The following is a 21,481-nucleotide window of genomic DNA, read 5'->3' as shown; positions in this document are numbered from 1 at the left end:
ATCATGTATTCCATTAGAATCCCACGGTTACGTTAAACGTATAGGAACGACTGGTCGGCGCAGCTCCATTCTCGAATCCGGTAGCGTTGGTATTCGTGGCGGCAACAGACTCGGGGTCGATACCCGGCAAGTTATAATGGATCATCCAAACATTGTTACAAGTAGCGGATAGACGTACACGCTGAAAAGGCGTTTTCTTCAACATCTGTCGATTGAACTCGTAGCCAAAGGTGATATTACGCAAACGGACATTGGTGGCGCTATAGGTATAAACCTCTGGTAAACCATAATTTCCGGTAGACCCAATACGCTCCCAATAGTTCTGGGGAGTGACGGCGACCGTATTCTCCGCATAACCACTACCCTGTTGAACCACGGTATTCGGTACCACGAATTCGGCACGATCACCATTCACCACTGTTCCGGCGGCGTTACCCCGGGTATACAGGTTGGAGGCTGTCGCCGAATAGATGCTACCACCGATACGGAAGTCTATCAAGAAGCTCAGGTTAAAACCTTTATAAGAGAAATTATTGGTCCAACCCATCATCCAATCCGGACTCTGGTTTCCTACTTTCGACTTCTCGGTAGAGATCAAAGGCAAACCATCATCACCTACGACGATCTTTCCATAGTGAGGACTATTCTCATCGGTCACACGCATAAAGGTCTGCCCGTAGATCTCACCATAATAACCACCTACCGGAGCTACGATCTGGATAGCGTCGAACGTCTTTATATCATATAGATTCACGCCCTCGTATAATTCTTTGATCTTATTCCGGTTCAAGGAGAACTGCGCCGTAGAGCTCCAGCTCAATCCGGCGGGATTGTCTAGAATCGTACCGTTCAAGGAGATCTCCAAACCCTCGTTCTGAATGTTACCTGCGTTAATCTTACGGGAAGCATAGCCGGAGAACGGATCCATCGGTAAATCCAGTAACTGGCGGGTAGCGTTGGATTTATACCAAGCGGCATCCAAGCCCAATCGGTTATTGAAGAAACGGATATCGAAACCGGCCTCCCATGATTTAATCAACTCGCTACGTACGTCCGAGTCGTAAAGTACCTTACCCGGTTTCGCCGTCGTATTCCCGTTGGGGTCCTTGCCTACAGAGTAGAAGTTATATAATTGATACGGATCCAAGTCGTTACCTACCTCAGCGAAGGAGGCACGTACCTTAGCGAAAGAGAACCAATCCGGCATGCTTCCGCCAATCTTCGGCAACATATCTGAGATCACAAGCGATAAACTGACAGATGGATAGAAATAAGAGCGGTTGGCTTTCGACATCGTAGACGACCAATCGTTACGTGCCGTAACATCCAAGAACAGATAACCATCCCAGTTCAACTGCAACGACCCATACAAGGAATTCATACGACGGCGGATCAACTCGGAAGTGACTGTCGGCTTATTCACGCCATTATTCAGCGAGAACAAGTTCGGCACCAACAACTCTCCGGCAGAAGCGTTCATCTTATTACGCTGCTGGAGCATCAAGTTACCACCGAAAGTAACGAAGCCTCCCAGCCGATCGATCAAGTTATCCTTCCGGGCCGTAGCCAAGAAACTGAAGTTATTCTCATAGAAGGTCTCCGATCCCTCGGTATACAGACCTCTCGGACTGGTATTACCACCGGCATATACTTTCTCGCTCTTCGTCGTGGTATAATAATCCGTACCACCTCTCAACTCAATATCGAACCAATCGGTCGGGGCATATTTCAAGGAGATATTTCCTAACAAACGGTTACGGGTATCCTCGTTCTGGCGATAACGGGTCACCCAATAAGGGTTCTCCTGCGGATTCTTGGAGGCGTCATACCAAATCATATTGCCTTGCTCATCCACGTCATCCTCAAATTCGCGGATATTCAAGGAACGAGGCAGGTTATAGATCGTATTGAAAGCGTTCGAGGGATTCACGCCCTGAATCGGGCGGTTATGCGCGTTTTGATTGATATAATTCACCTTGGCATCTACTTTCCACTTTTCCGCCTCATCCAAGAAAGTGGTGGCACGCAAGGTAATATTCGTCTTGTTTAGTTTTGAGCGTGGGGTGATACTAGCATCGTCGGAACGGTTTACGGAGGCGAATACCGCCGTACCCTTTATGTTCTGCTGGAAGCTGACACCCTCGTTAAAGGAGGTTCCGGTGCGGAAAAAAGCGTCGATATTATCATAAGTATGCAGAGGGATTTGGTTGCCTCTCCAATCGGTTACCATTTGTCCCATGGCTTTCGGTCCCCAGCTAAGGCGGGATTGGTTATCGTAAACGCCCACGGAGCCTTGTCCGAAGTCGTTCTGTAAATCAGGTTTCAGGAAAATCGTCTCGGCGGTGATACCGGCGTTGATCGTAATACCGAGTCCCTCGTTCTTACGTCCGGACTTGGTAGTGATCAAGATCACGCCGTTACCGGCACGTGAGCCATAAAGGGCGGCGGCGGAAGCACCCTTCAATACCGTCATGGACTCGATATCTTCCGGGTTGATATCCGAAAGGCCGTTACCCATGTCCGCTCCGGAGTTACCCCATACATCATCCACGCCACCGGTGAAGTTATCCATCGGGGTACCGTCTACGACGATCAAGGGCTGGTTGCTACCCGTCAAGGAGTTGTTACCACGAAGTACGATCTTAGAAGACCCTCCTACGCCATTGCTTGAACGGACGATCTGCAAACCGGAAACCTTACCGGAAAGGGAGTTCGCCAAGTTCGGCTCACGGGAGGCCAAGAGGTCATCCCCTTTCAACTCCTGCATGGCATAACCCAAGGCTTTCTTATCCCGTTTCATACCCAAGGCGGTCACCACCACCTCATCGAGTTTCTGGGTATCTTCCACGAGTTTAACCGTAATCTCGGACTGGCCAGTATACGGGATGTCTTGCGAGGTATAACCGATAAACGATATCTGTATGATATCCCCTTTCTTCACGTTATCCAAGGTAAAATGTCCGTCCAAGTCGGTCATAGTACCATTGGTAGTTCCTTTCACGATTACGGACGCCCCGGTAACGGGTCCTAAGGCATCCTCAACTATTCCCGACACCTTTGCGTTTTGCTGTGAAATGTCAACCCTCGGAATCCCGGACATAGGCGTGGCGTATAAGTTTCCCGAGAACCCAAGCGCCCCTACCAACAGGATTAAGCTGACTGGTCTGAATCTTTTCAACATAACTACTGTTTTTTGTTTATTTTTCTAGACAATGTTTTAGTTTTTGCGTCAACAAATGTCATTTATCCTGTATAAACATAAAAAGGGCAGATATGTTTTGAGTTTAACATATACAAGAGGTAACTGGTGAGGATACCGCAACTACTCTCTCCTTACAGACAAAACGAATAAGAGTTATCCTTACTAACATCCATAAAAAATTGATTTACAGAAATTTTAACCAAAGGATAACCAAACCGTAAAAGAGGCAGGAAGCCGTTAGTTATTCACTTCAGAAGCCAATAAAAGTTCCAGTTTACCCATACAAATCATCACCACAAAAAAAAGAAGGCGTACCGACATTTACATCGATACGCCCTTTTCTCGTAAGAATATTATTCTCTATAATTTCCGAATCAGTTACAATACAAAGTTGTCAAAAGACAAGAAAAGACAAGAAGTAGATATCTTTATTTCCTATAAAGTCTAATAAGCATGAATAGTAATCGTCAGCACATCACCATTCTTGTCTGTGACACAAAAAACAGCCGAGTCCCCTTTACTTGCACTCTGTGTCCAAATTAACGCAAAACGTCCAGACCCACCGGGATTAAATTGAATATAGTCACTACCACTCATTTTTTGCCACAAGAAATCTCCAGTAGAAGGTTGAGTAAAACGAATTTCCACTGATTTCCCAGCTTCAATACCAATTGAATTACTAGTCCTAGGTTCTCCATCCGCAAAAAGCGCTAGATTACCACTGTCTTTTACATAATAACCATCTATTTGGGCATTGCAAAAAACACTAATTGTTCCAAATAAAAACAATACCATTAATAACTTTCTCATAACTGTAAAATTTAAAAGTTTAACATTAAAAACATAAATCCTCACGTTGAATGATGATACATCCCAACGTGAGGATTCCTATTATTTTGCAGTAAAAATACTATTCATATTATTTCATATTCCACCACAAAGAAGTTGTCGTCATGTTCGGACCACCAAGTCTTTCTAAAGCTTGGTTATACCCTTCCAAGTTATTGGTTTGAAGAACTGCCGGGTAACGAAGACGCTTCGGGTAGAACTCTACTTTACATTCCTTGCAAGTAGCAGGAGTTAACAACACTTGGTTAGTTGGATTGTAAGCAGCCTCTACAGCTTGATTCTCGAAGAACGGCAAACCTAAACGACGGTGATCAGACCACACTTCCAAAGGCAACCAAGGATTCTGAGCGATGAACTTCTGCGTAATGATCTTAGTCAATGCATCATTATTATACTGACCATTCTTATAGATCGTATTTTTAGGATACTCATAAGTCGTTGTCTTATTCTGTTTCGTATATGCATCGTAATAGTTGATCGTATAAGCCTTAGCCTCTACCGTATGATCGAAAGCTACAGATGTTCCTACACGGTTATAAGCCTTAGATTGCAAATATTCTAAGAGTTTATCGGAAACACCGTTATATTCAAAACTAGCGGCGATACCTTTCTCATAATTATCCTTTGCGCTACCCGGAACATTCCAACCATAAACCGCAGCTTCCGCTAACAAGAAATAACTTTCCCACGGGCCAAACCATACACGTTTGTTCGTGCTATGACGGAACTTATCAGCCAAAGAAGGGAAGTTGTAGTTATAACTTGTATAGTCACCAACTAAACCGGCCTTATCGTTCCAGTTTCCGGCAACAACGGTCGTCCAAGAATATTTCATGGGAAGTTTTACTTCCGGCGCGGAAACTTTTTGTCCGGTCAGCACATCCGTATAATCTCCCGCAATCAATGTTATCTCATCCTTTACCTCGGAAGCGGCACCTATATAAGAAGGATAAACCACTCCGTCATCATACCCCGGAATGCTATACAACTGAGGCGCACGAGGATCGATATATTGTGGGATACCATCGAAAAAATAGCCCGCACAAGGATCATTTGTGGTTGTTGGGAAATGCAGGCTGACATTCTGGCCTAAGTAAGTATAAGGATCTTTCAAATTGGATTTCAACTCATCAGGAACAGGAAATTCCACACCGCCTAGTCCCACTACGAGATTATTGAAAGTAGTAGACATCGCTTGGTTATTCCAAGTTCTTGTCATGACACCTGTATACGGATCCCATCCATCTTTCTCCGCAACCTGGGCGATATCATCCATAGAGGCGATAAACTCACCCTTGGCAGCATCCTCAAACTCAGCTTGCGCCAAAGAAGGATTGACCGCAGTCAAACGCATCGCTAGACGCATACGCAAAGAGTTTCCATACTTTTTCCATTTCTTTATGTCACCACCAAAAAACGGATCATATTTGGACATCGCACTCATATCAATGCTCTCATCCAAAGAAGCGACCGCCTCTTTCAACTCTTTCAATATATAGGTATAGATATCCTCCACCTTATTATATTCTCCAGGAACACCGGTAAAAGCAGATAACGCCGGTATCGGGCCAAAGTTATCAGACAATTCAGAGTTCAAATAAGCTCTCCAAATACGAGCCATATTCGGGATATTCCGATAATAAGGATAGGCATTATCCACATCTAATTTGATTTTCTCCTCTCCGACCTCTATCGCTTGATTCGCCTTATTCAACCAACCTACGCCATACGAGTTCGAAGTCAAGTATAATCTATTATAGTCATCATTATCCGTACCGATTGCGAAACCGCTACCCCGATCAAAACGAGCAGCCCGCTTCCAATACAAAATAAAAATACGTTCTGCTATTTCAGGGTTCATTTGAGCATCTCCAATGGAGCCATTCAAGAACCATTCCGGTTCCACTTGCTCCAAATCAGCCTTATTCGGGTCTTTGTTGATATCCTCAAAGTCATTACAACTTGTAACCGTTGTCAATGAAGCGACCGCCAAGGCTCCTAATATAATGATATTTTTCGTTTTCATATTATCTCCTTTCTATTAGAATCCTACAGTTAAATTAAATGTATAAGAACGATTTGTAGGCGCGCCACCATTCTCGAATCCTACCGCATTCGTATTTGTAGCTGCCACAGATTCAGGATCGATACCCGGCAAATGAGAAACAATCATCCATACGTTATTACAAGTCGCGGACAGACGCAACTTTTGGAACGGGGTTTTCTTCAACAAATTCTTATTGAACGTATATCCTAAAGTAATATTTCTCAAACGGATATTCGTAGCGTCATACGTAAACACCTCCGGCAAACCATAGTTTCCTGAAGAAGCGATACGCTCCCAATATCTTTGAGGCGTAACAGCGACATCATTCTTCACATACTCATCACCTTTTTTCATGATTGAGTTTGGAACCACGAAATCAGCACGATCACCATTCACGACCGTTCCGGCAGCGTTACCATTCTTATGCAAAGAAGAAGTCGTCGCCGAGTAAATCTCACCACCTATACGGAAGTCGATCAAGAAACTCAAATCAAAACCCTTATAAGAGAAATTATTCGTGAGACCAAGCATCCAATCCGGGTTCTGATTACCAATCAACTCTTTATCTGTCGTAATCAAAGGAAGACCATCTTCACCTACCACGACCTGCCCATTGTGGCGAACAAATTTCTGTCCATAAATATCACCATATTTACCACCTTCGGTAGCGGCAATCTGTAAGACATCCACAGTCTTGATATCATAGACAGTCACCCCTTCGGTTAATTCCAAGATCTTACTTCTATTCAAAGAGAAATGAGCTTGCGCATCCCAGTTAAACCCACTAGCAGTCTGCATAATAGCACCATTCAACGAAAGTTCGAAACCTTGGTTCTGGATATTACCCGCATTCACTTTTCGAGATTCATATCCGGAAAAAGCATCCATCGGAATATTCAGCAACTGATTGGTCGCATTTGTCTTATACCAAGCGGCATCAATACCAAAACGGTTATTGAAGAAACGTAAGTCGGCACCAACCTCCCAAGACTTGATCAACTCACTCTTAACCGAAGAGTCAAACAAGGTACTTCCGGCAGAAGCCATACTATTACCATTAGCATCCTTAGAAATTGTATATACATTATATAACTGATAAGGATCCAAATCATTACCTACCTCAGCGAAAGAAGCACGCACCTTCGCGAAACTAAACCAATCAGGCATACTTCCTCCGTTTTTCTGTACCATATCAGAGATTACAGCAGATAAGCTAACAGAAGGATAGAAATAAGAACGATTCTCTTTTGACATAGTGGATGACCAGTCATTACGTGCCGTAACATCCAAGAACAACCAACCATCCCAGTTCAACTGGAGAGATCCGTACAAAGAGTTCATTTTACGCTGGGTCAAAGAAGATGTAATAGAAGGTTTATCAACACCATTATTGACATCAAACAAATCAGGAACCAACAACGTTCCCGCACTTGCATTCATTTTGGTACGTTTCTGCTGCATGATGTTACCACCAAATGTAACAAAACCACCCAATTTGCTGATCAAATCATCCTTACGCACCGTAGCCAAGAAGCTAAAGTTATTCTCATAGAATGTCTCAGAACCTTCAGAATAGCTACCTTCCGGCTTCGTATTACCTCCTGAATATAACTTTTGAGTAGTCGTGGTAGTATAATAGTCAGTACCTCCTCTCAGCTCGATATCAAACCAATCCGTAGGAGCATATTTTAAAGAAGCATTTCCTAAAATACGATTACGCGTATCGTCGTTCTGACGGTATTGAGTTACCCAATAAGGGTTCTCCTGTGGACTATTACTTTTATCATACCAAACCATTTTCCCTTGATCATCCACACAGTTCTCAAAATCAAGAACATTCAAAGAGCGAGGCAAATTATAAACGGTTGAAAATGCGTTGGATGGGTTTATACCAATGATCGGACGATTATGGGCGTTTTGGTTTACATAGTTCACCTTCGCATCCACCTTCCATTTCTTAGCCTCATCCAAAAATGAGGTAGCACGTAACGTTAAATTCGTCTTATTCAGACTTTGCTCTGGGGTTACACCCGAGTCATCTTGGCGATTGAAAGAAAAGAACATAGAGGTTCCATTCACATCTTGCTGGAAACTTACGCCTTCATTGAAAGAGGTACCTGTACCAAAGAAAGCGCCAATATTGTCATAAGCGGCCATTGGCACTTGACGTCCGTCATACGTAGTAATAGTCTGTCCTTCAATCCTCGGACCCCAGCTCAGATTGGTTTGGTCATTGTAAGCACCAACAGAACCCTGTCCGAAAGAACTTTGCAGTTCCGGCAACATAAAAGGAGTATCCGCCGTAACTCCAAAGTTCACATTGATACCCAGACCATCATTCTTCTTTCCTGATTTCGTCGTAATCAAGATAACACCATTACCGGCACGAGAACCGTAAAGAGCGGCAGCGGAAGCACCTTTCAATACAGACATAGACTCGATGTCTTCTGGATTGATATCCGAAAGACCGTTACCCATATCCGTACCGGAGTTACCCCAAGCATCATCTACACCACCGGTGAAGTTATCCATCGGAGTACCATCTACAACTACCAACGGCTGATTAGAACCGGTCAAAGAGTTCGCACCACGAAGTACAATCTTCGAAGAACCGCCTACACTACCACTAGAACGAACGACCTGCAAACCGGAAACCTTACCGGACAACGCATTGGCGATATTGCTCTCGCGAGAATCCAGCAAAGCGTCTCCCTTCAACTCTTGCATCGCATAACCCAAGGACTTCTCAGATCGCTTCATGCCTAAGGCCGTAACCACGACCTCATCCAATTTCTGGGTGTCTTCCGCTAATTTGATAACGCCTACCGGTTGGCCGGTATACGTAATTTCCATGGTGGAGTAACCAATGAATGAGATTTGGATTACATCACCATTCTTGACACCTTCCAAGGTGAAATTACCGTCCATATCGGTAATCGTACCATTGGTCGTGCCTTTCACGACAACTGACGCTCCGGTCACTGGGCCGAAATCATCTTCCACTGTACCTGTTACTTTCCCGTTTTGCTGGGAGATAGAGGTACCTTGCTCAACAGGTGCGATGTTGGCATACATGCTTCCCGAGAAGCATAACGCACCCGCACATAGAATTAAGCTGACAGGTTTAAAGTTTTTCAACATAACTGATGGTTTTATTGATAAATAATTAGACAATGTCTTGGCGAAACATTTGTCTTTTAAAATTATTCACATACATACACTCACTCCTGAGTTCTAGCGTAATTAAGTTCAAATAAAAAATGGGCTAACTATCGGAGTCCTACATGAACTTTTCTTAAGTAGAAGTTGTTTTATTTAGTTGGCGCCAAAATACCTAGCACATTTTATATCGGAGGCAAAGATATGAAATATTCATTATATTGTGTTATTATAATTAAATAAATCTTTCCTTATTTTTATGTTTTACAATATAAAATTAGAAATATAAACGGTTTTAAGTTAAAATCGACTTGAGTTCATGTAGAACTAAGTATCTGCGGTAAGATATGAAATCACAGTAATTCAGGCGTTTTTTCAGAATATAAAAGCAAGCCAGCTTCATTAGCAAAGTAAGTTAATTAAAATGCCAAAGTAAGTTAACTTACTTCGCCGATGAAGTTAACTTACTTTTATTAGATATCTTCTATTGAAAAAGAAGTATAATCTCTAAAAATCTTTCTCATTCGCCATATACCACATATTAAGGAACGAGGCCTTCGTGATATTCACCACCTTGTCCCAATTAATCCGGTCGGCATGGTCGCTCGGTTGATGGTAATCCGGATGCCCGTCGGTATGATACCAGATAATAGGGATACCTATCTTTGCGAAGGAACCGTTATCACTCCCTCCTACCGGGTTATCCCACGGACGATAATCCGGTGCCAGATTCAAGTTGTATTTCTTGATATCGTTCTTCAGCCAATCGCCGAAAGCAGGGTGCGCCTCCGTATAGAAATAAACCACATGGGTAGGCTTCGCCTCGTTATTGTTACGGCCGATCATATCGAAATTCAAATATCCTTTCACGTTCTTTATCTCTGGAAAAGACTGAACGAAGGCTTTCGATCCGAGAAGCCCTTTCTCCTCACCGTCCCAGAAAGCGAATACAACGGTTCGCTCCGGTTGCTGGCCCGTGGCAAGGAAAGCCCTCGCTATCTGCAAAACGGCAGAGACTCCGGAGGCGTTATCGTCCGCCCCGTTATAGATCTGGTCGCCATCCAGCATCGGGTCGATACCCAGATGGTCATAGTGAGCGCCGACAATCACGATCTCGTTCGGGTTCTTCCCCTCTATCTTACCCAATATATTATTCAAGGATAGCTTCTGGAAAACACCGGTCTGCTTGATAGCGGCCACCGAGTCCGGGTGGACTTGCCAACGGGCTCCTCTTTTCTGGCGTTCCAGATGGTAAGCCTCGAACGGATGGTAATAGGAATCGCCCACGGGATCGATACCTAAGGACTTCAAGTTCGCCACGATATAATCTCCCGCTATACGGCCTCCACGGAAACCGGCCTCACGGCCCTCCAGATCATCATCGGCCAAGAAACCGATATGCGCCTCGGCGGTCGATCTATTTATCACGTCCAAACCTTTCTTCTCCGGACTTTCCGCCCAAAGAGCCGTACTTAATGCCAGCGACATTAAGAGTAATCCTGCTTTTTTCATCGCTTTTGTGTTCAAATGATTATTGTTTTAGCTTTTTCATTCACAAATATAAGTAATTTCCCTGATACGCGAAGGAGAAGGAAAGGAAAGGGCACAAAAAAAGGCTCACCCGGCCGTATTGCCAAAGGTAATCCTCATTTCCTATCTCTCACCATTCCGTTTTGAACGGAGGTAAGAGATGACATCTAATTTATTTCTTACTTTAATTCTTTACTTAAAAAAGACGCAGTCTTTTAGTTCTTATCCGCATCTACACTCATTTCGCTCATAAGGCGACGGATCTCAGCGTTTAATCGCTGACTCATGGCACCATTGCCAGCTGACTGGTAACGATCTGCTTGATAACGCAACATCGCTAAAGCACGAAGGCTTTTCTCATTTTCTCTCATCATCATAATCTTTTTGTTTTACGCTTCCCACGCTTGGAAAGCCAGTTAATAAATAATCCTAAAACGATCTTTCTTTCTTAATTCGTTACAAAGATAACCATTTTATCCGAAACAATGTTGTAGAACATAATAAAATATTTCATTTTTTCGATTATTTATGAATTGTGCAAATAAGTCTAAATACGCCGGGGATTACTCCACCGGCGTTAATTCACCTGTAACAGAGTCTATTACAAACCCTCTTACCGTTATATCCGACGGAATCAGCGGATGATTCCGAATTTGCTCCACGGTCTCGTGCACGGAAGCCTCGGAGGTCTCGAATCCCCGCAACCACGACTCGAAGTTTATACCGCAATATCGGATCATATCTATTCGTTCCTGCGGGATTCCCCGCTCTTTCATCTTTTCGATCATCTCGGAGCTATTCATGTGCTTGGCTCCACAATCGGTATGCCCGATTATCATTACCTCTACAACCCCAAGCTCGTAAATCGCCACCATCAAGCTCCGGATAACGCTTCCGAAGGGGTGGGATATGATCGCCCCTGCGTTCTTTATAATTTTCACGTCTCCATTCTTGATGCCCAAGGAGGCGGGTAGCAACTCGGTCAGCCGGGTATCCATGCAAGACACGATGGCGATCTTCTTATCGGGATATTTATTCGTGATATACTTCTCATACCCCTTGTTCTTTACGAACTCACGATTATAGCTTACCAATTCATCAATCATAGCGTTTGTGATTTAGCGTTATTAAACTGTTTATTTATATAACATCGAAATGTCTTAAAGCGTTCATGACACCATCGTCATCTACGGAGTCGGTCACGTAATCCGCCGCCTCTTTCACCTCGTCGCCGGCGTTACCCATGGCTACCCCGATCCCGGCGTGGCGAAGCATGGCCATATCGTTGCCTCCATCGCCAAAAGCCATCGTCTCGTGGAGCGAGATCCCGTAATACTCGATGATCTTATCGATCCCTACCGCCTTACTGCTCCCCCGCGGCACGACATCCGCAAATAGCGGGTTCCAGCGAGTAGCCTCGCAATGCGGCAAGACGGACATGATACGTTCTTCATGGCCGGGAGAGAAAAAGGCTATCAGCTGGTATACTTCCTTACCCCCGTTGCCACGCAAAGGACGCAAGGGAGGATGAGGGAAGTCTAGCATGTCGTAAAGCTGTCGCACAGAATCATCCACGTAGTTCTGGTAAATCCCATCTTCCTCCACCAAGGCGCACGGGAACGCCTCCTCATTCTCTTGATAGCGGATCAACGCCTCTATATCCCCCGACGGGATATTATGTTTATAGATAACCTTATCTTTTCCGGCCAAGCAATATCCTCCGTTCAAGGTAACATAGCCATCGAACTCTTGCGTCCCGAGGTTATTGATAGATTGCAACTGGCGGCCGGTAGCGATGAAAACCTTGATTCCCTTTTCTCGCAACAGGTCCAAGGCCCGGACCGTGGAGTCCGGTAGTTTATGCGTCTTGAAACTTACCAACGTACCGTCAATGTCAAAAAATACTGCCTTAATCATACTTATACCTATTATCTTCTTTTAATGACAAAGATACACTTTATTTGTTACATTTGTATTTTCATTTCCTTCATCAAATAATAGATATAGTTTTTTATGGAATACAGACAACTAGGAGGTTCCGGATTATACGTTCCGGCACTTTGTTTAGGTACGGCTACTTTTGGTGGCACGAATGGTTTTGAAGGTTGGGGACATACCAAGGTGGAAGAGGCTACCCGTATGGTCAATCTTTGCTTGGACGCCGGGGTGAATCTATTCGATACGGCGGATGTCTACTCCAACGGTCTTTCCGAGGAAATCTTGGGAAAGGCGATCCACGGATTGAGGAATCGCCTCTTGATCTCCACGAAGGCGACTTTCAACCTCAGCCCGGAGAGCCGTAACGCCATCGGTTCTTCCCGTTTCCATCTGATACAGGCGTGCGAGGCGAGCCTGAGACGATTGAACACGGATCATATCGACATTTACCATATGCACGGTTTCGATGCGAATACCCCGGTAGAGGAGACACTCCGAGCCTTGGACGACTTGGTGACGAGCGGGAAGGTCCGTTATATCGCTTGCTCGAACTTCTCCGGCTGGCACTTAATGAAGTCGCTTTCCGTATCGGAGCGGTATGGATGGAGCCGGTACGTGGCCCAACAGGTTTATTACTCCTTGCTGAACCGGGAGTTCGAGTGGGAACTGATGCCGCTAGGCATCGACCAGAAGGTGGGCGCCATTATCTGGAGCCCCTTATCCGCCGGACGTCTGGGCGGGAAGTACCGCCGGAATAACCCGATCCCGACGGACGGGCGTGTCGCTCGCGGAGGAAGCCCGATACCTGACGAGGCTACTTCTTACGAACGCCTGTACGACATCGTGGAGGTATTGGAACAGGTAGCCGAGGAGACCGGGCATAGCGTAGCCCAATGCGCCTTGAACTGGTTATTGCAACGGCCTACAGTAAGCAGCCTTATCATAGGTGCCCGCACGGAAGAGCAGCTAAGGCAGAACCTAGAGGCCGTAGGCTGGAGCCTCAGCCCGGAGCAGGTGAAGCGCCTCGATATGGCAAGCCAGACGACCCCGATCTACCCGTATTGGCATCAAGCGCAGTTCCCGGAATTGAATTCTCAATTGAGGTTCTAGACGGAGGCTAGAGAAAGCGTATACACCTCGGGATGCGGATAGCACGAAAGTCCGCATCCCCTAAACACCCATTTTCATCCCCTTAAACGTATCTTGGTTAAGACGTTTTTTATACTTTTGTAGGCTGTTACCAACTAAATCTATCGTATGAGGAAACATTTTCTACTTTTCTTGCTTTGTCTAGCCACGAACGCCAGCCTGACGGCCCAAGAGACCCTTCGGGAGAATAACGGGGAACCTACACTCGTGGAACGATTATCGAACGGAGAGATCAAGATCAATAGCGCCGAGATGAACTTCCAGCTTTTCACCTCGGCCAACGCTGAGTTTGTCGGAAAGGAGCTAGACGGTATGAACTTCAAGCTGAACCGTGTCCGGCTGGAGATCAAGGGGGATGTAGGCAAGTGGCTGGGGTATCATTACCGGCAGTCGTTCAACAAATACTCCGATCCCTATTCGCTCGACAACCTCTCCTCCTCGCTCGAGCTGGCTTACGTGAACCTAAAGGCACGGCATAATCTCAATTTCACGATCGGCAAGCAGTTCGTTAATTTCGGGGGATACGAGTATTACGTCAATTCCATCCGGGTACGAGAGTTTAGCGAGTTCAATAATTTACTGACCGCCTACCAAGCCGGTATCTCGGGCAACTGGCAAGTCAACCCGGACCACGAGCTTTGTTTCCAGATCGTGAATAACCGCAACGGTAACGACGAGGACATCTACCCTACCGGACTTCCCGAGGGTACCGCCAAGGCCAAGATACCCTTTATGTACACGGTCAACTGGAATAGCTATTATCTGGACAAAAGCTTGCAACTGCGTTACGCCACCGCCGTCGGGCAGCAGACCCGCAAGCGCTACTCCTACTATTTCACCTGTGGCAATACCTATGAGAAAGGCCCGTTACTAACGTACCTCGACGTTATGTACACCCGCCAAGGGATCGACCAGCATGGGGTCGTCAGCCGTCTGCCCGGAACGCCTCATACCGCCATGAACACCGAATACCTATCGATTATCGGCGACGTGGATTACCGTGTCCACCCCCAATGGAACGTTTACGTGAAAGGGGCGTACGAGACCGCCCGGGTGTACAAGGGCAACGGCGATTTCCGGAAAGGGATGTACCGCCGTTCGTGGAACGCGCAGAGTAGCGTGGAATTCTTCCCCTTCAAGCAACTCGACCTTTTCGTATTCGTCCTATACACCTACCGGGGCGTTATCCTAGAGAAAGCCGCCACGCGAATGGGAGCCATAGAGCCGGATACACACCGCATATCGCTGGGGCTGGTCTATTCGATCCCGGTCTTCTGACAAACCGCGCATACGGTAGCGCAGGCTTGCAGATATGGTAGTACAGACTTGTAGATACGTTCATGCAAACTTACAGATACGTTCGTGCAAACGTGTAGATACGTTAGTACGGACTTGCAGATACGTTAACGCGGGATGACACATAAGGAAGTACAGGCCGACACATACGGTAGTACAGGTCCGTATCGCCTTATGTGCAGCTTCCCCCATCCACCCCATAAAAAAAGCGGTGCCTTCCGTTTCCGGAGACACCGCCCTCATTCTATACTAAAAGACCTGTTATATTAAGCCTCTACATCCCAATTCTCGGCAGCCATACGTTTGTAGCTACGCAGACGCCATTTAGCGTTCTCCTCGGCGGCGGCAAACAACTCAGCGGCCTCAGCCGGATATTGTTTAGCTACGGAAGCGAAACGAACCTCACCCTTCAAGAAGTCTTGGAACTTGCTCCAATCCGGCTCCTTGCTATCCAAGGTGAACGGATTCTTGCCCTCTGCCTCCAAAGCCGGGTTGTAACGCCACAAGTGCCAGTAACCGCATGCTACGGCTTCTTTCTCCTCAGCTTGCGACTTACCCATACCCTTCTTCAAACCGTGGTTGATACAAGGAGCGTAAGCGATGATCAATGAAGGACCGTCGTAAGCCTCGGCCTCGCGGATCGCCTTCAATGTCTGGGCTTGGTCGGCACCCATAGCGATCTGAGCCACATATACGTAACCGTAAGTAGTAGCCATCAAGCCAAGGTCTTTCTTACGTACCCTCTTACCGGAAGCGGCGAACTTAGCGATAGCGCCCACCGGAGTAGCCTTCGAGGACTGACCACCCGTGTTAGAGTAAACCTCCGTATCCAATACCAAGATATTTACGTTCTTGCCGGAAGCGATCACGTGATCCAAACCACCGTAACCGATATCGTAAGAAGCGCCGTCACCACCGATAATCCATTGAGAACGTTTTACCAAGAAGTGAGACAATTCCTTGATCTGAGCGCAAACCGGACAACCCTCCTTGATGCCTTGCTCAACGAACGCCATTACCTGCGGAGCCAATTCCTTCGTCTTCTCGGCGTCGTTCTGGTTAGCGATCCAAGCGGCGGCTATCTCCTTGGCCTCAGCCGGTGCATGCTCGCCCACGGTGATCTGTTGCAACAAGCCTTCCAAACGTTTACGCATCTTCTCGTTCGCCAATTCCATACCCAAGCCGAACTCGCAGAAGTCCTCGAACAAAGAGTTTGCCCAAGCAGGACCTTGACCCTTCTCGTTCGTTGTATAAGGAGTGGAAGGAACAGAACCGGAGTAGATAGAAGAACATCCGGTAGCGTTAGCCACCATCTCGCGGTCGCCGAACAACTGGGTGATCAACTTCACGTACGGAGTCTCGCCACAACCGGAGCAAGCGCCTGAGAATTCAAACAACGGAGTAGCGAACTGTGAGTTCTTCACGTTAGACTTGATGTCTACCAAGTTTTGCTTAGAAGAAACGTTAGCCACGCAGTAGTTCCAGTTATCGGCCTCAGCCAACTGGCCTTCCAGCGGAACCATAGACAAAGCCTTGTTGCCCTTGAATCCCGGACAGATATCGGCGCAGTTACCGCAACCCAGACAGTCGAGAACGTCTACCTGCATACGGAACTTCATACCCTTCATAGCGGCCGGAGCCTTCACGTCCAACATAGCGAAGCTAGCGCCCTTCTGCTCCTCATCGTTCAATACGAACGGACGGATAGAAGCGTGAGGACAAACGTAAGCACATTGGTTACACTGGATACAGTTCGCCTCATTCCAAACCGGAACGAAAGCGGCCACGCCACGTTTCTCGTATTTAGCGGTTCCTTGCGCCCAAGTACCATCCTCGATGCCCTTGAATGCGGAAACCTTCAATAAGTCGCCATCCTGAGCGTTGATCGGACGAACTACCTCGTTGATGAAAGCGGGATCGTTGTTTACGACAGCCTCATCATCCGGAAGGTTGGCCCAAGCGGGATCAACCGTCAATTGGTTGTACTCGCCACCACGGTCTACAGCCGCGTAGTTCTTGTTAACCACGTCCTCGCCCTTCTTACCGTAAGACTTAACGATGAATTTCTTCATCTGCTCGATAGCCAAGTCTACAGGGATAACACCCGTGATACGGAAGAAAGCGGACTGGAGGATCGTATTGGTACGGTTACCTAAACCGATCTCCAAGGCGATCTGTGTAGCGTTGATATAATATACAGTGATATTCTTCTGGGCGAAGTAACGTTTTACCCTATTAGGCAAGTGCTTAGCCAACTCCTCAGCGCCCCAAACGGTATTCAACAAGAAGGTACCGTTCTCACGCAAACCGCGAGTCACGTCGTACATGCGCAAATAAGCCTGAACGTGGCAAGCCACGAAGTTCGGGGTATTCACCAAATAAGTAGAACGGATCGGATGATCACCGAAACGCAGGTGAGAACAAGTGAAACCACCGGATTTCTTAGAGTCGTAAGAGAAATAAGCCTGGCAATATTTATCCGTGTTATCACCGATAATCTTCACCGAGTTCTTGTTAGCGCCTACCGTACCGTCGGCACCCAAACCGTAGAACTTAGCCTCGAACATACCCTCACCGCCCAAGGCGATCTCTTCCTTCTGAGGCAGAGAAGTGAAAGTAACGTCATCCACGATACCGATCGTGAACTGGTTCTTCGGCATCGGCAACGCCAAGTTCTCGAATACGGACAGGATCTGAGCCGGAGTCGTATCCTTAGAACCCAGACCATAACGGCCACCTACGATCACCGGAGCATCCTCCTGACCATAGAAGCAGTCTTTTACGTCCAGATACAACGGCTCACCGTTAGCACCCGGCTCTTTCGTGCGATCCAATACGGCGATACGCTTAGCGGTCTTAGGCACGGCAGCCAAGAAATGCTTAGCGGAGAACGGACGATACAAGTGAACGGATACCAAACCTACCTTCCCGCCCTTAGCGATCAAGTGATCGATAGCCTCACGAGCGGCCTCCGTAACAGAGCCCATGGCGATGATCACACGCTCAGCGTCCTCAGCTCCGTAATAATCGAACAAACCGTATTTACGGCCTGTGATCTTGGAAACCTCGTTCATATATTCCTCTACGATAGCGGGAACTGCCTCGTAGTACGTGTTGGAAGATTCTCTGTGTTGGAAGAAATGATCCGGGTTCTCGGCCATACCGCGAGCGACCGGTCTCTCCGGGTTCAAGGCACGGGCACGGAACTCAGCCAAAGCTTTCTGGTCGATAAGCGGAGCCAAGTCCTCATTCTCCAAAGCCTCGATCTTCTGGATCTCGTGAGAGGTACGGAAACCGTCGAAGAAGTTCACGAACGGCACACGAGACTTGATCGTAGCCAAGTGAGCTACACCGGCCAAGTCCATAACCTCCTGTACGGAACCCTCGGCCAACATGGCGAAACCTGTCTGACGGGCAGACATCACGTCTTGATGGTCACCGAAGATACACAACGCATGAGAAGCCAATGTACGAGCGGATACGTGGAAAACGCAAGGAAGCAATTCACCGGCGATCTTGTACATATTAGGGATCATAAGCAACAAACCTTGAGAAGCAGTGTAGGTTGTTGTCAAGGCACCAGCTTGCAATGAACCGTGAACAGCACCTGCGGCACCACCCTCTGATTGCATTTCCTGTACCATTACAGTCTCGCCGAAAATATTCTTACGTCCGGCTGCAGCCCATTCATCTACATATTCAGCCATTGTAGACGACGGAGTGATGGGGTAAATCGCGGCTACCTCGCTGAACATATACGAGATATGAGCAGCGGCCTGATTACCATCACAGGTTAAAAATTTCTTCTGTTTTGTCATAGACCTATAAAACTATTAGTATTAAAAAAGATTCTTACTTAATATAGAAAACCGAACAACCAAAGCGGGATCATGTTCCCCTCCCCGATCTCGGTCTTATCGACAGCATAGTACATATCCGGATTGTTCTTCACTTTCATGTTTTCCTCGATCCGGAAATTATACATCGTATTCACCAGAAAGTGGGCGTTCTTGATTCCTTCATTCAGCTTATTGTCTTTCAATAGTTGGTTATAAAAGAACGACTCACGCACCGCCCCGGCATTTACCTCCATCGGACGGATGGGGTACATCAGGTTCGAGTTATACATATATACCTTGGAGGGTTTCTTCGGAAAGGATTCGCCCACCGGATACAGCATATTCATCAAACGAGCATCTGTCAAATACTTGATATAGTTCATCACGGTGGCCCGGGATGTCTCGATATCCTTGCTCAACTGACTCACGTTTGGGGTACAAGGAGCGCTCGTAGCCAATAAGTAGAGTAGTTTGCGTAGCTTTGGTAGGTAGCTTTGTTCGATTTGTTTTATGTATAACACGTCCACCTCTAGCATCATGTTCATGGTCTTCAGCAGATTCTCGGAGAAGTTGCGCTTTTCCAAGAAGAACGGATAGAAACCATGATGGAGATAATCTTGGAAATAAGCCATCGGCCTTACGACCGAGCAAATACGTTTGGCGATTTCCTGATGATTCTCTACTACCTCATCGAACGTGTACGCGGAAAACTGGTTCCCCGACATCAAGTTCAAGAACTCACGGAACGAGAACCCCCTGAGGTTATACGATACCACCTTGCCGGACAAGTCCGGGTTCTCCTCTTTCAGACGCATCACCGACGAGCCGGAGAAAACGATCTTCAAGTCCTCGAAATTATCATAGCAATACCGCAACTCTCTCGACCAGTTGGAATACTTAAACACTTGGTCTATCAACAACACCTTTCCGCCTTTAGCCCGAAACTCGGCGGCGAAATCAACGAGTGTGCGTTCCGTAAAATAGAAATGATTTAAATTAATGTATAAGCATTCCTTATTATCGGCACCAAAATATTCACGGGCATAGTCTAACAAGAAAGTGGTCTTTCCGACTCCTCGCGAACCTTTAATACCGATCAACCGATCCTCCCAATTGATCTCATCCATCAATCCCCTTCGTACCGGAGAATACAGATGCTCTACCAGATATTTATGTGTTTTAAAGAATGCTTCCACCTACATAATTGGTAATTGAAAATTTGGAATTACCGATGCAAAGATAAACATCTTTTCTCATTTGCAATGCGGAGATTGCAATTTTATTGCAAAAAGTAAAGTTCAAACTAACAATTGCCTATCAACGTATTCTGTCTCGTAAAGACGGAGCGCACTCCAGTCCTTACGAAACAAAAGATATTATTCAATGATCGAGATCCATCCGTAAGTATCCGGCTCGTCGCCATACTGGATGGCACGTAGCTTATGATATAGTTTCTCGCAAACAGGACCCGGTTTGCCATCTTTGGCGATAACAAAAGATTTGTTCTCGTCCAAATCGTCGATTTGCGAGATCGGGGCGATAACCGCGGCGGTACCACACTCGGCAGCCTCGTCGAATGTAGCGATCTCCTCGAAAGGAACCGGACGACGCTCTACCGTCAAGCCCATATCCTCGGCCAATTGCTGCAAGCTCTTGTTCGTGATCGAAGGCAAGATCGAGTGGGATTGCGGAGTGATATAGCTATTGCCACGGATTCCGAAGAAGTTAGCCGGACCGCACTCATCCAGATATTTCTTCTCTTTCGGATCCAGATACAATACGGCGGCGTATCCCTTGGAATGAGCGATCTCGCCGGCTACCAAGCTAGCGGCATAATTACCACCGACCTTGATCGTACCTGTCCCGTTAGGAGCCGCACGGTCGTACTCACGAAGTACGCATACCTTCGAGGGCTGGAATCCACCCTTGAAATACGGACCTACCGGAGTGACAAATATCATAAACATATATTCGGGAGCCGGCTTCACACCCACCTGAGCGCCCAAGCCGATCATCAGCGGACGAATATATAAAGCGGCACCGCTCTCATAAGGAGGAACGAAACGCTCGTTCAATTTCACGACCTTACGTACAGCTTCCTCGAACATCTCTACAGGCAACTCAGCCATCTTGATACCCCGGCTGGAAGATTGCATACGTTTAGCGTTCTCATCCATACGGAATACACGGATCTTACCGTCTTTCCCGCGGAAGGCCTTCAAGCCCTCGAAAGACTCTTGTCCGTAATGCAAGCAAGTAGCGGCCATGTGAATATTGATAATCTCGGATGAAGAAACTTCCAACTCACCCCATTTGCCGTCACGATAGTAGCATCTTACATTGTAGTCTGTCTTGATATAACCAAATCCCAGCTCAGACCAATTTAAATTTTCCATATCTATACAATTTGCTGTAATTAGTTTAAAATTAACAAATTACACTGTTAATAATATCGCTCAAAAGCAAAAACGC

Annotated in this window: 13 protein-coding genes; 2 read left to right on the top strand and 11 right to left on the bottom strand. The window is 46.5% G+C overall.

What is annotated here, in order from left to right; all coding sequences use genetic code 11:
* Window positions 1-13: 13 nt before the first annotated feature.
* From CI960_RS05475 to CI960_RS05445, 8 genes are all read right to left on the bottom strand, one after another.
* Window positions 14-3,181 carry a SusC/RagA family TonB-linked outer membrane protein gene (locus tag CI960_RS05475; protein WP_005858267.1) on the bottom strand — a complete coding sequence of 1,056 codons (3,168 nt, stop codon included), beginning with the start codon at window positions 3,179-3,181 and terminating at the stop codon, window positions 14-16.
* 465 nt (window positions 3,182-3,646) lie between these two features.
* Window positions 3,647-4,012, bottom strand: a complete 366-nt coding sequence (locus CI960_RS05470; RefSeq protein ID WP_005858269.1) for a hypothetical protein — start codon at window positions 4,010-4,012, stop codon at window positions 3,647-3,649.
* Window positions 4,013-4,121: 109 nt separating this feature from the next.
* Window positions 4,122-6,077, bottom strand: coding sequence for a SusD/RagB family nutrient-binding outer membrane lipoprotein (locus tag CI960_RS05465; protein WP_008779507.1), 1,956 nt, complete (start codon window positions 6,075-6,077; stop codon window positions 4,122-4,124).
* A gap of 15 nt (window positions 6,078-6,092) precedes the next feature.
* Window positions 6,093-9,239 carry a SusC/RagA family TonB-linked outer membrane protein gene (locus CI960_RS05460; RefSeq protein ID WP_005858273.1) on the bottom strand — a complete coding sequence of 1,049 codons (3,147 nt, stop codon included), beginning with the start codon at window positions 9,237-9,239 and terminating at the stop codon, window positions 6,093-6,095.
* Window positions 9,240-9,764: 525 nt separating this feature from the next.
* Complete coding sequence (locus CI960_RS05455; RefSeq protein WP_005858275.1) at window positions 9,765-10,769, bottom strand: M28 family metallopeptidase; 1,005 nt, start codon at window positions 10,767-10,769, stop codon at window positions 9,765-9,767.
* A gap of 233 nt (window positions 10,770-11,002) precedes the next feature.
* Window positions 11,003-11,164 carry a hypothetical protein gene (locus CI960_RS23345; RefSeq protein WP_005858277.1) on the bottom strand — a complete coding sequence of 54 codons (162 nt, stop codon included), beginning with the start codon at window positions 11,162-11,164 and terminating at the stop codon, window positions 11,003-11,005.
* Between the two features lie 186 nt (window positions 11,165-11,350).
* A complete protein-coding gene (locus CI960_RS05450) occupies window positions 11,351-11,893 on the bottom strand; it encodes a carbonic anhydrase (RefSeq protein WP_005858279.1) in 543 nt (180 codons plus the stop codon).
* 34 nt (window positions 11,894-11,927) lie between these two features.
* A complete protein-coding gene (locus CI960_RS05445; RefSeq protein ID WP_005858281.1) occupies window positions 11,928-12,704 on the bottom strand; it encodes a Cof-type HAD-IIB family hydrolase in 777 nt (258 codons plus the stop codon).
* A 96-nt stretch (window positions 12,705-12,800) separates the two neighbouring features.
* On the opposite strand from CI960_RS05445, the gene CI960_RS05440 reads away from it, so the two are divergent.
* Window positions 12,801-13,835, top strand: a complete 1,035-nt coding sequence (locus tag CI960_RS05440; protein ID WP_005858283.1) for an aldo/keto reductase — start codon at window positions 12,801-12,803, stop codon at window positions 13,833-13,835.
* 147 nt (window positions 13,836-13,982) lie between these two features.
* Window positions 13,983-15,152, top strand: a complete 1,170-nt coding sequence (locus CI960_RS05435) for a porin (RefSeq protein ID WP_005858286.1) — start codon at window positions 13,983-13,985, stop codon at window positions 15,150-15,152.
* Window positions 15,153-15,436: 284 nt separating this feature from the next.
* Here the strand turns inward: CI960_RS05435 and nifJ are convergent, their stop codons facing one another.
* The 3 genes from nifJ to CI960_RS05420 form a co-directional block, all read right to left on the bottom strand.
* The gene (gene nifJ, locus CI960_RS05430; protein ID WP_005858287.1) at window positions 15,437-18,988 is read right to left on the bottom strand and encodes a pyruvate:ferredoxin (flavodoxin) oxidoreductase; all 3,552 of its coding nucleotides are present in this window, start codon (window positions 18,986-18,988) and stop codon (window positions 15,437-15,439) included.
* Between the two features lie 38 nt (window positions 18,989-19,026).
* Window positions 19,027-20,205, bottom strand: coding sequence for an ATP-binding protein (locus CI960_RS05425; RefSeq protein WP_008779466.1), 1,179 nt, complete (start codon window positions 20,203-20,205; stop codon window positions 19,027-19,029).
* 180 nt (window positions 20,206-20,385) lie between these two features.
* A complete protein-coding gene (locus CI960_RS05420; RefSeq protein ID WP_005858291.1) occupies window positions 20,386-21,405 on the bottom strand; it encodes a branched-chain amino acid aminotransferase in 1,020 nt (339 codons plus the stop codon).
* Between the last annotated feature and the right edge of the window lie 76 nt (window positions 21,406-21,481).

Source organism: Parabacteroides sp. CT06 (assembly GCF_002257605.1).
Lineage (GTDB): Bacteria > Bacteroidota > Bacteroidia > Bacteroidales > Tannerellaceae > Parabacteroides > Parabacteroides distasonis.
Note: the sequence above shows the minus strand (reverse complement) of the source record. Positions and strands in the feature narration are given on the sequence as shown.

Coding starts and splice junctions, on each gene's coding strand:
- CI960_RS05475 (WP_005858267.1), bottom strand. CDS start 3,181: ATGTTGAAAAGATTCAGACCAGTCAGCTTAATCCTGTTGGTAGGGGCG.
- CI960_RS05470 (WP_005858269.1), bottom strand. CDS start 4,012: ATGAGAAAGTTATTAATGGTATTGTTTTTATTTGGAACAATTAGTGTT.
- CI960_RS05465 (WP_008779507.1), bottom strand. CDS start 6,077: ATGAAAACGAAAAATATCATTATATTAGGAGCCTTGGCGGTCGCTTCA.
- CI960_RS05460 (WP_005858273.1), bottom strand. CDS start 9,239: ATGTTGAAAAACTTTAAACCTGTCAGCTTAATTCTATGTGCGGGTGCG.
- CI960_RS05455 (WP_005858275.1), bottom strand. CDS start 10,769: ATGAAAAAAGCAGGATTACTCTTAATGTCGCTGGCATTAAGTACGGCT.
- CI960_RS23345 (WP_005858277.1), bottom strand. CDS start 11,164: ATGATGATGAGAGAAAATGAGAAAAGCCTTCGTGCTTTAGCGATGTTG.
- CI960_RS05450 (WP_005858279.1), bottom strand. CDS start 11,893: ATGATTGATGAATTGGTAAGCTATAATCGTGAGTTCGTAAAGAACAAG.
- CI960_RS05445 (WP_005858281.1), bottom strand. CDS start 12,704: ATGATTAAGGCAGTATTTTTTGACATTGACGGTACGTTGGTAAGTTTC.
- CI960_RS05440 (WP_005858283.1), top strand. CDS start 12,801: ATGGAATACAGACAACTAGGAGGTTCCGGATTATACGTTCCGGCACTT.
- CI960_RS05435 (WP_005858286.1), top strand. CDS start 13,983: ATGAGGAAACATTTTCTACTTTTCTTGCTTTGTCTAGCCACGAACGCC.
- nifJ (WP_005858287.1), bottom strand. CDS start 18,988: ATGACAAAACAGAAGAAATTTTTAACCTGTGATGGTAATCAGGCCGCT.
- CI960_RS05420 (WP_005858291.1), bottom strand. CDS start 21,405: ATGGAAAATTTAAATTGGTCTGAGCTGGGATTTGGTTATATCAAGACA.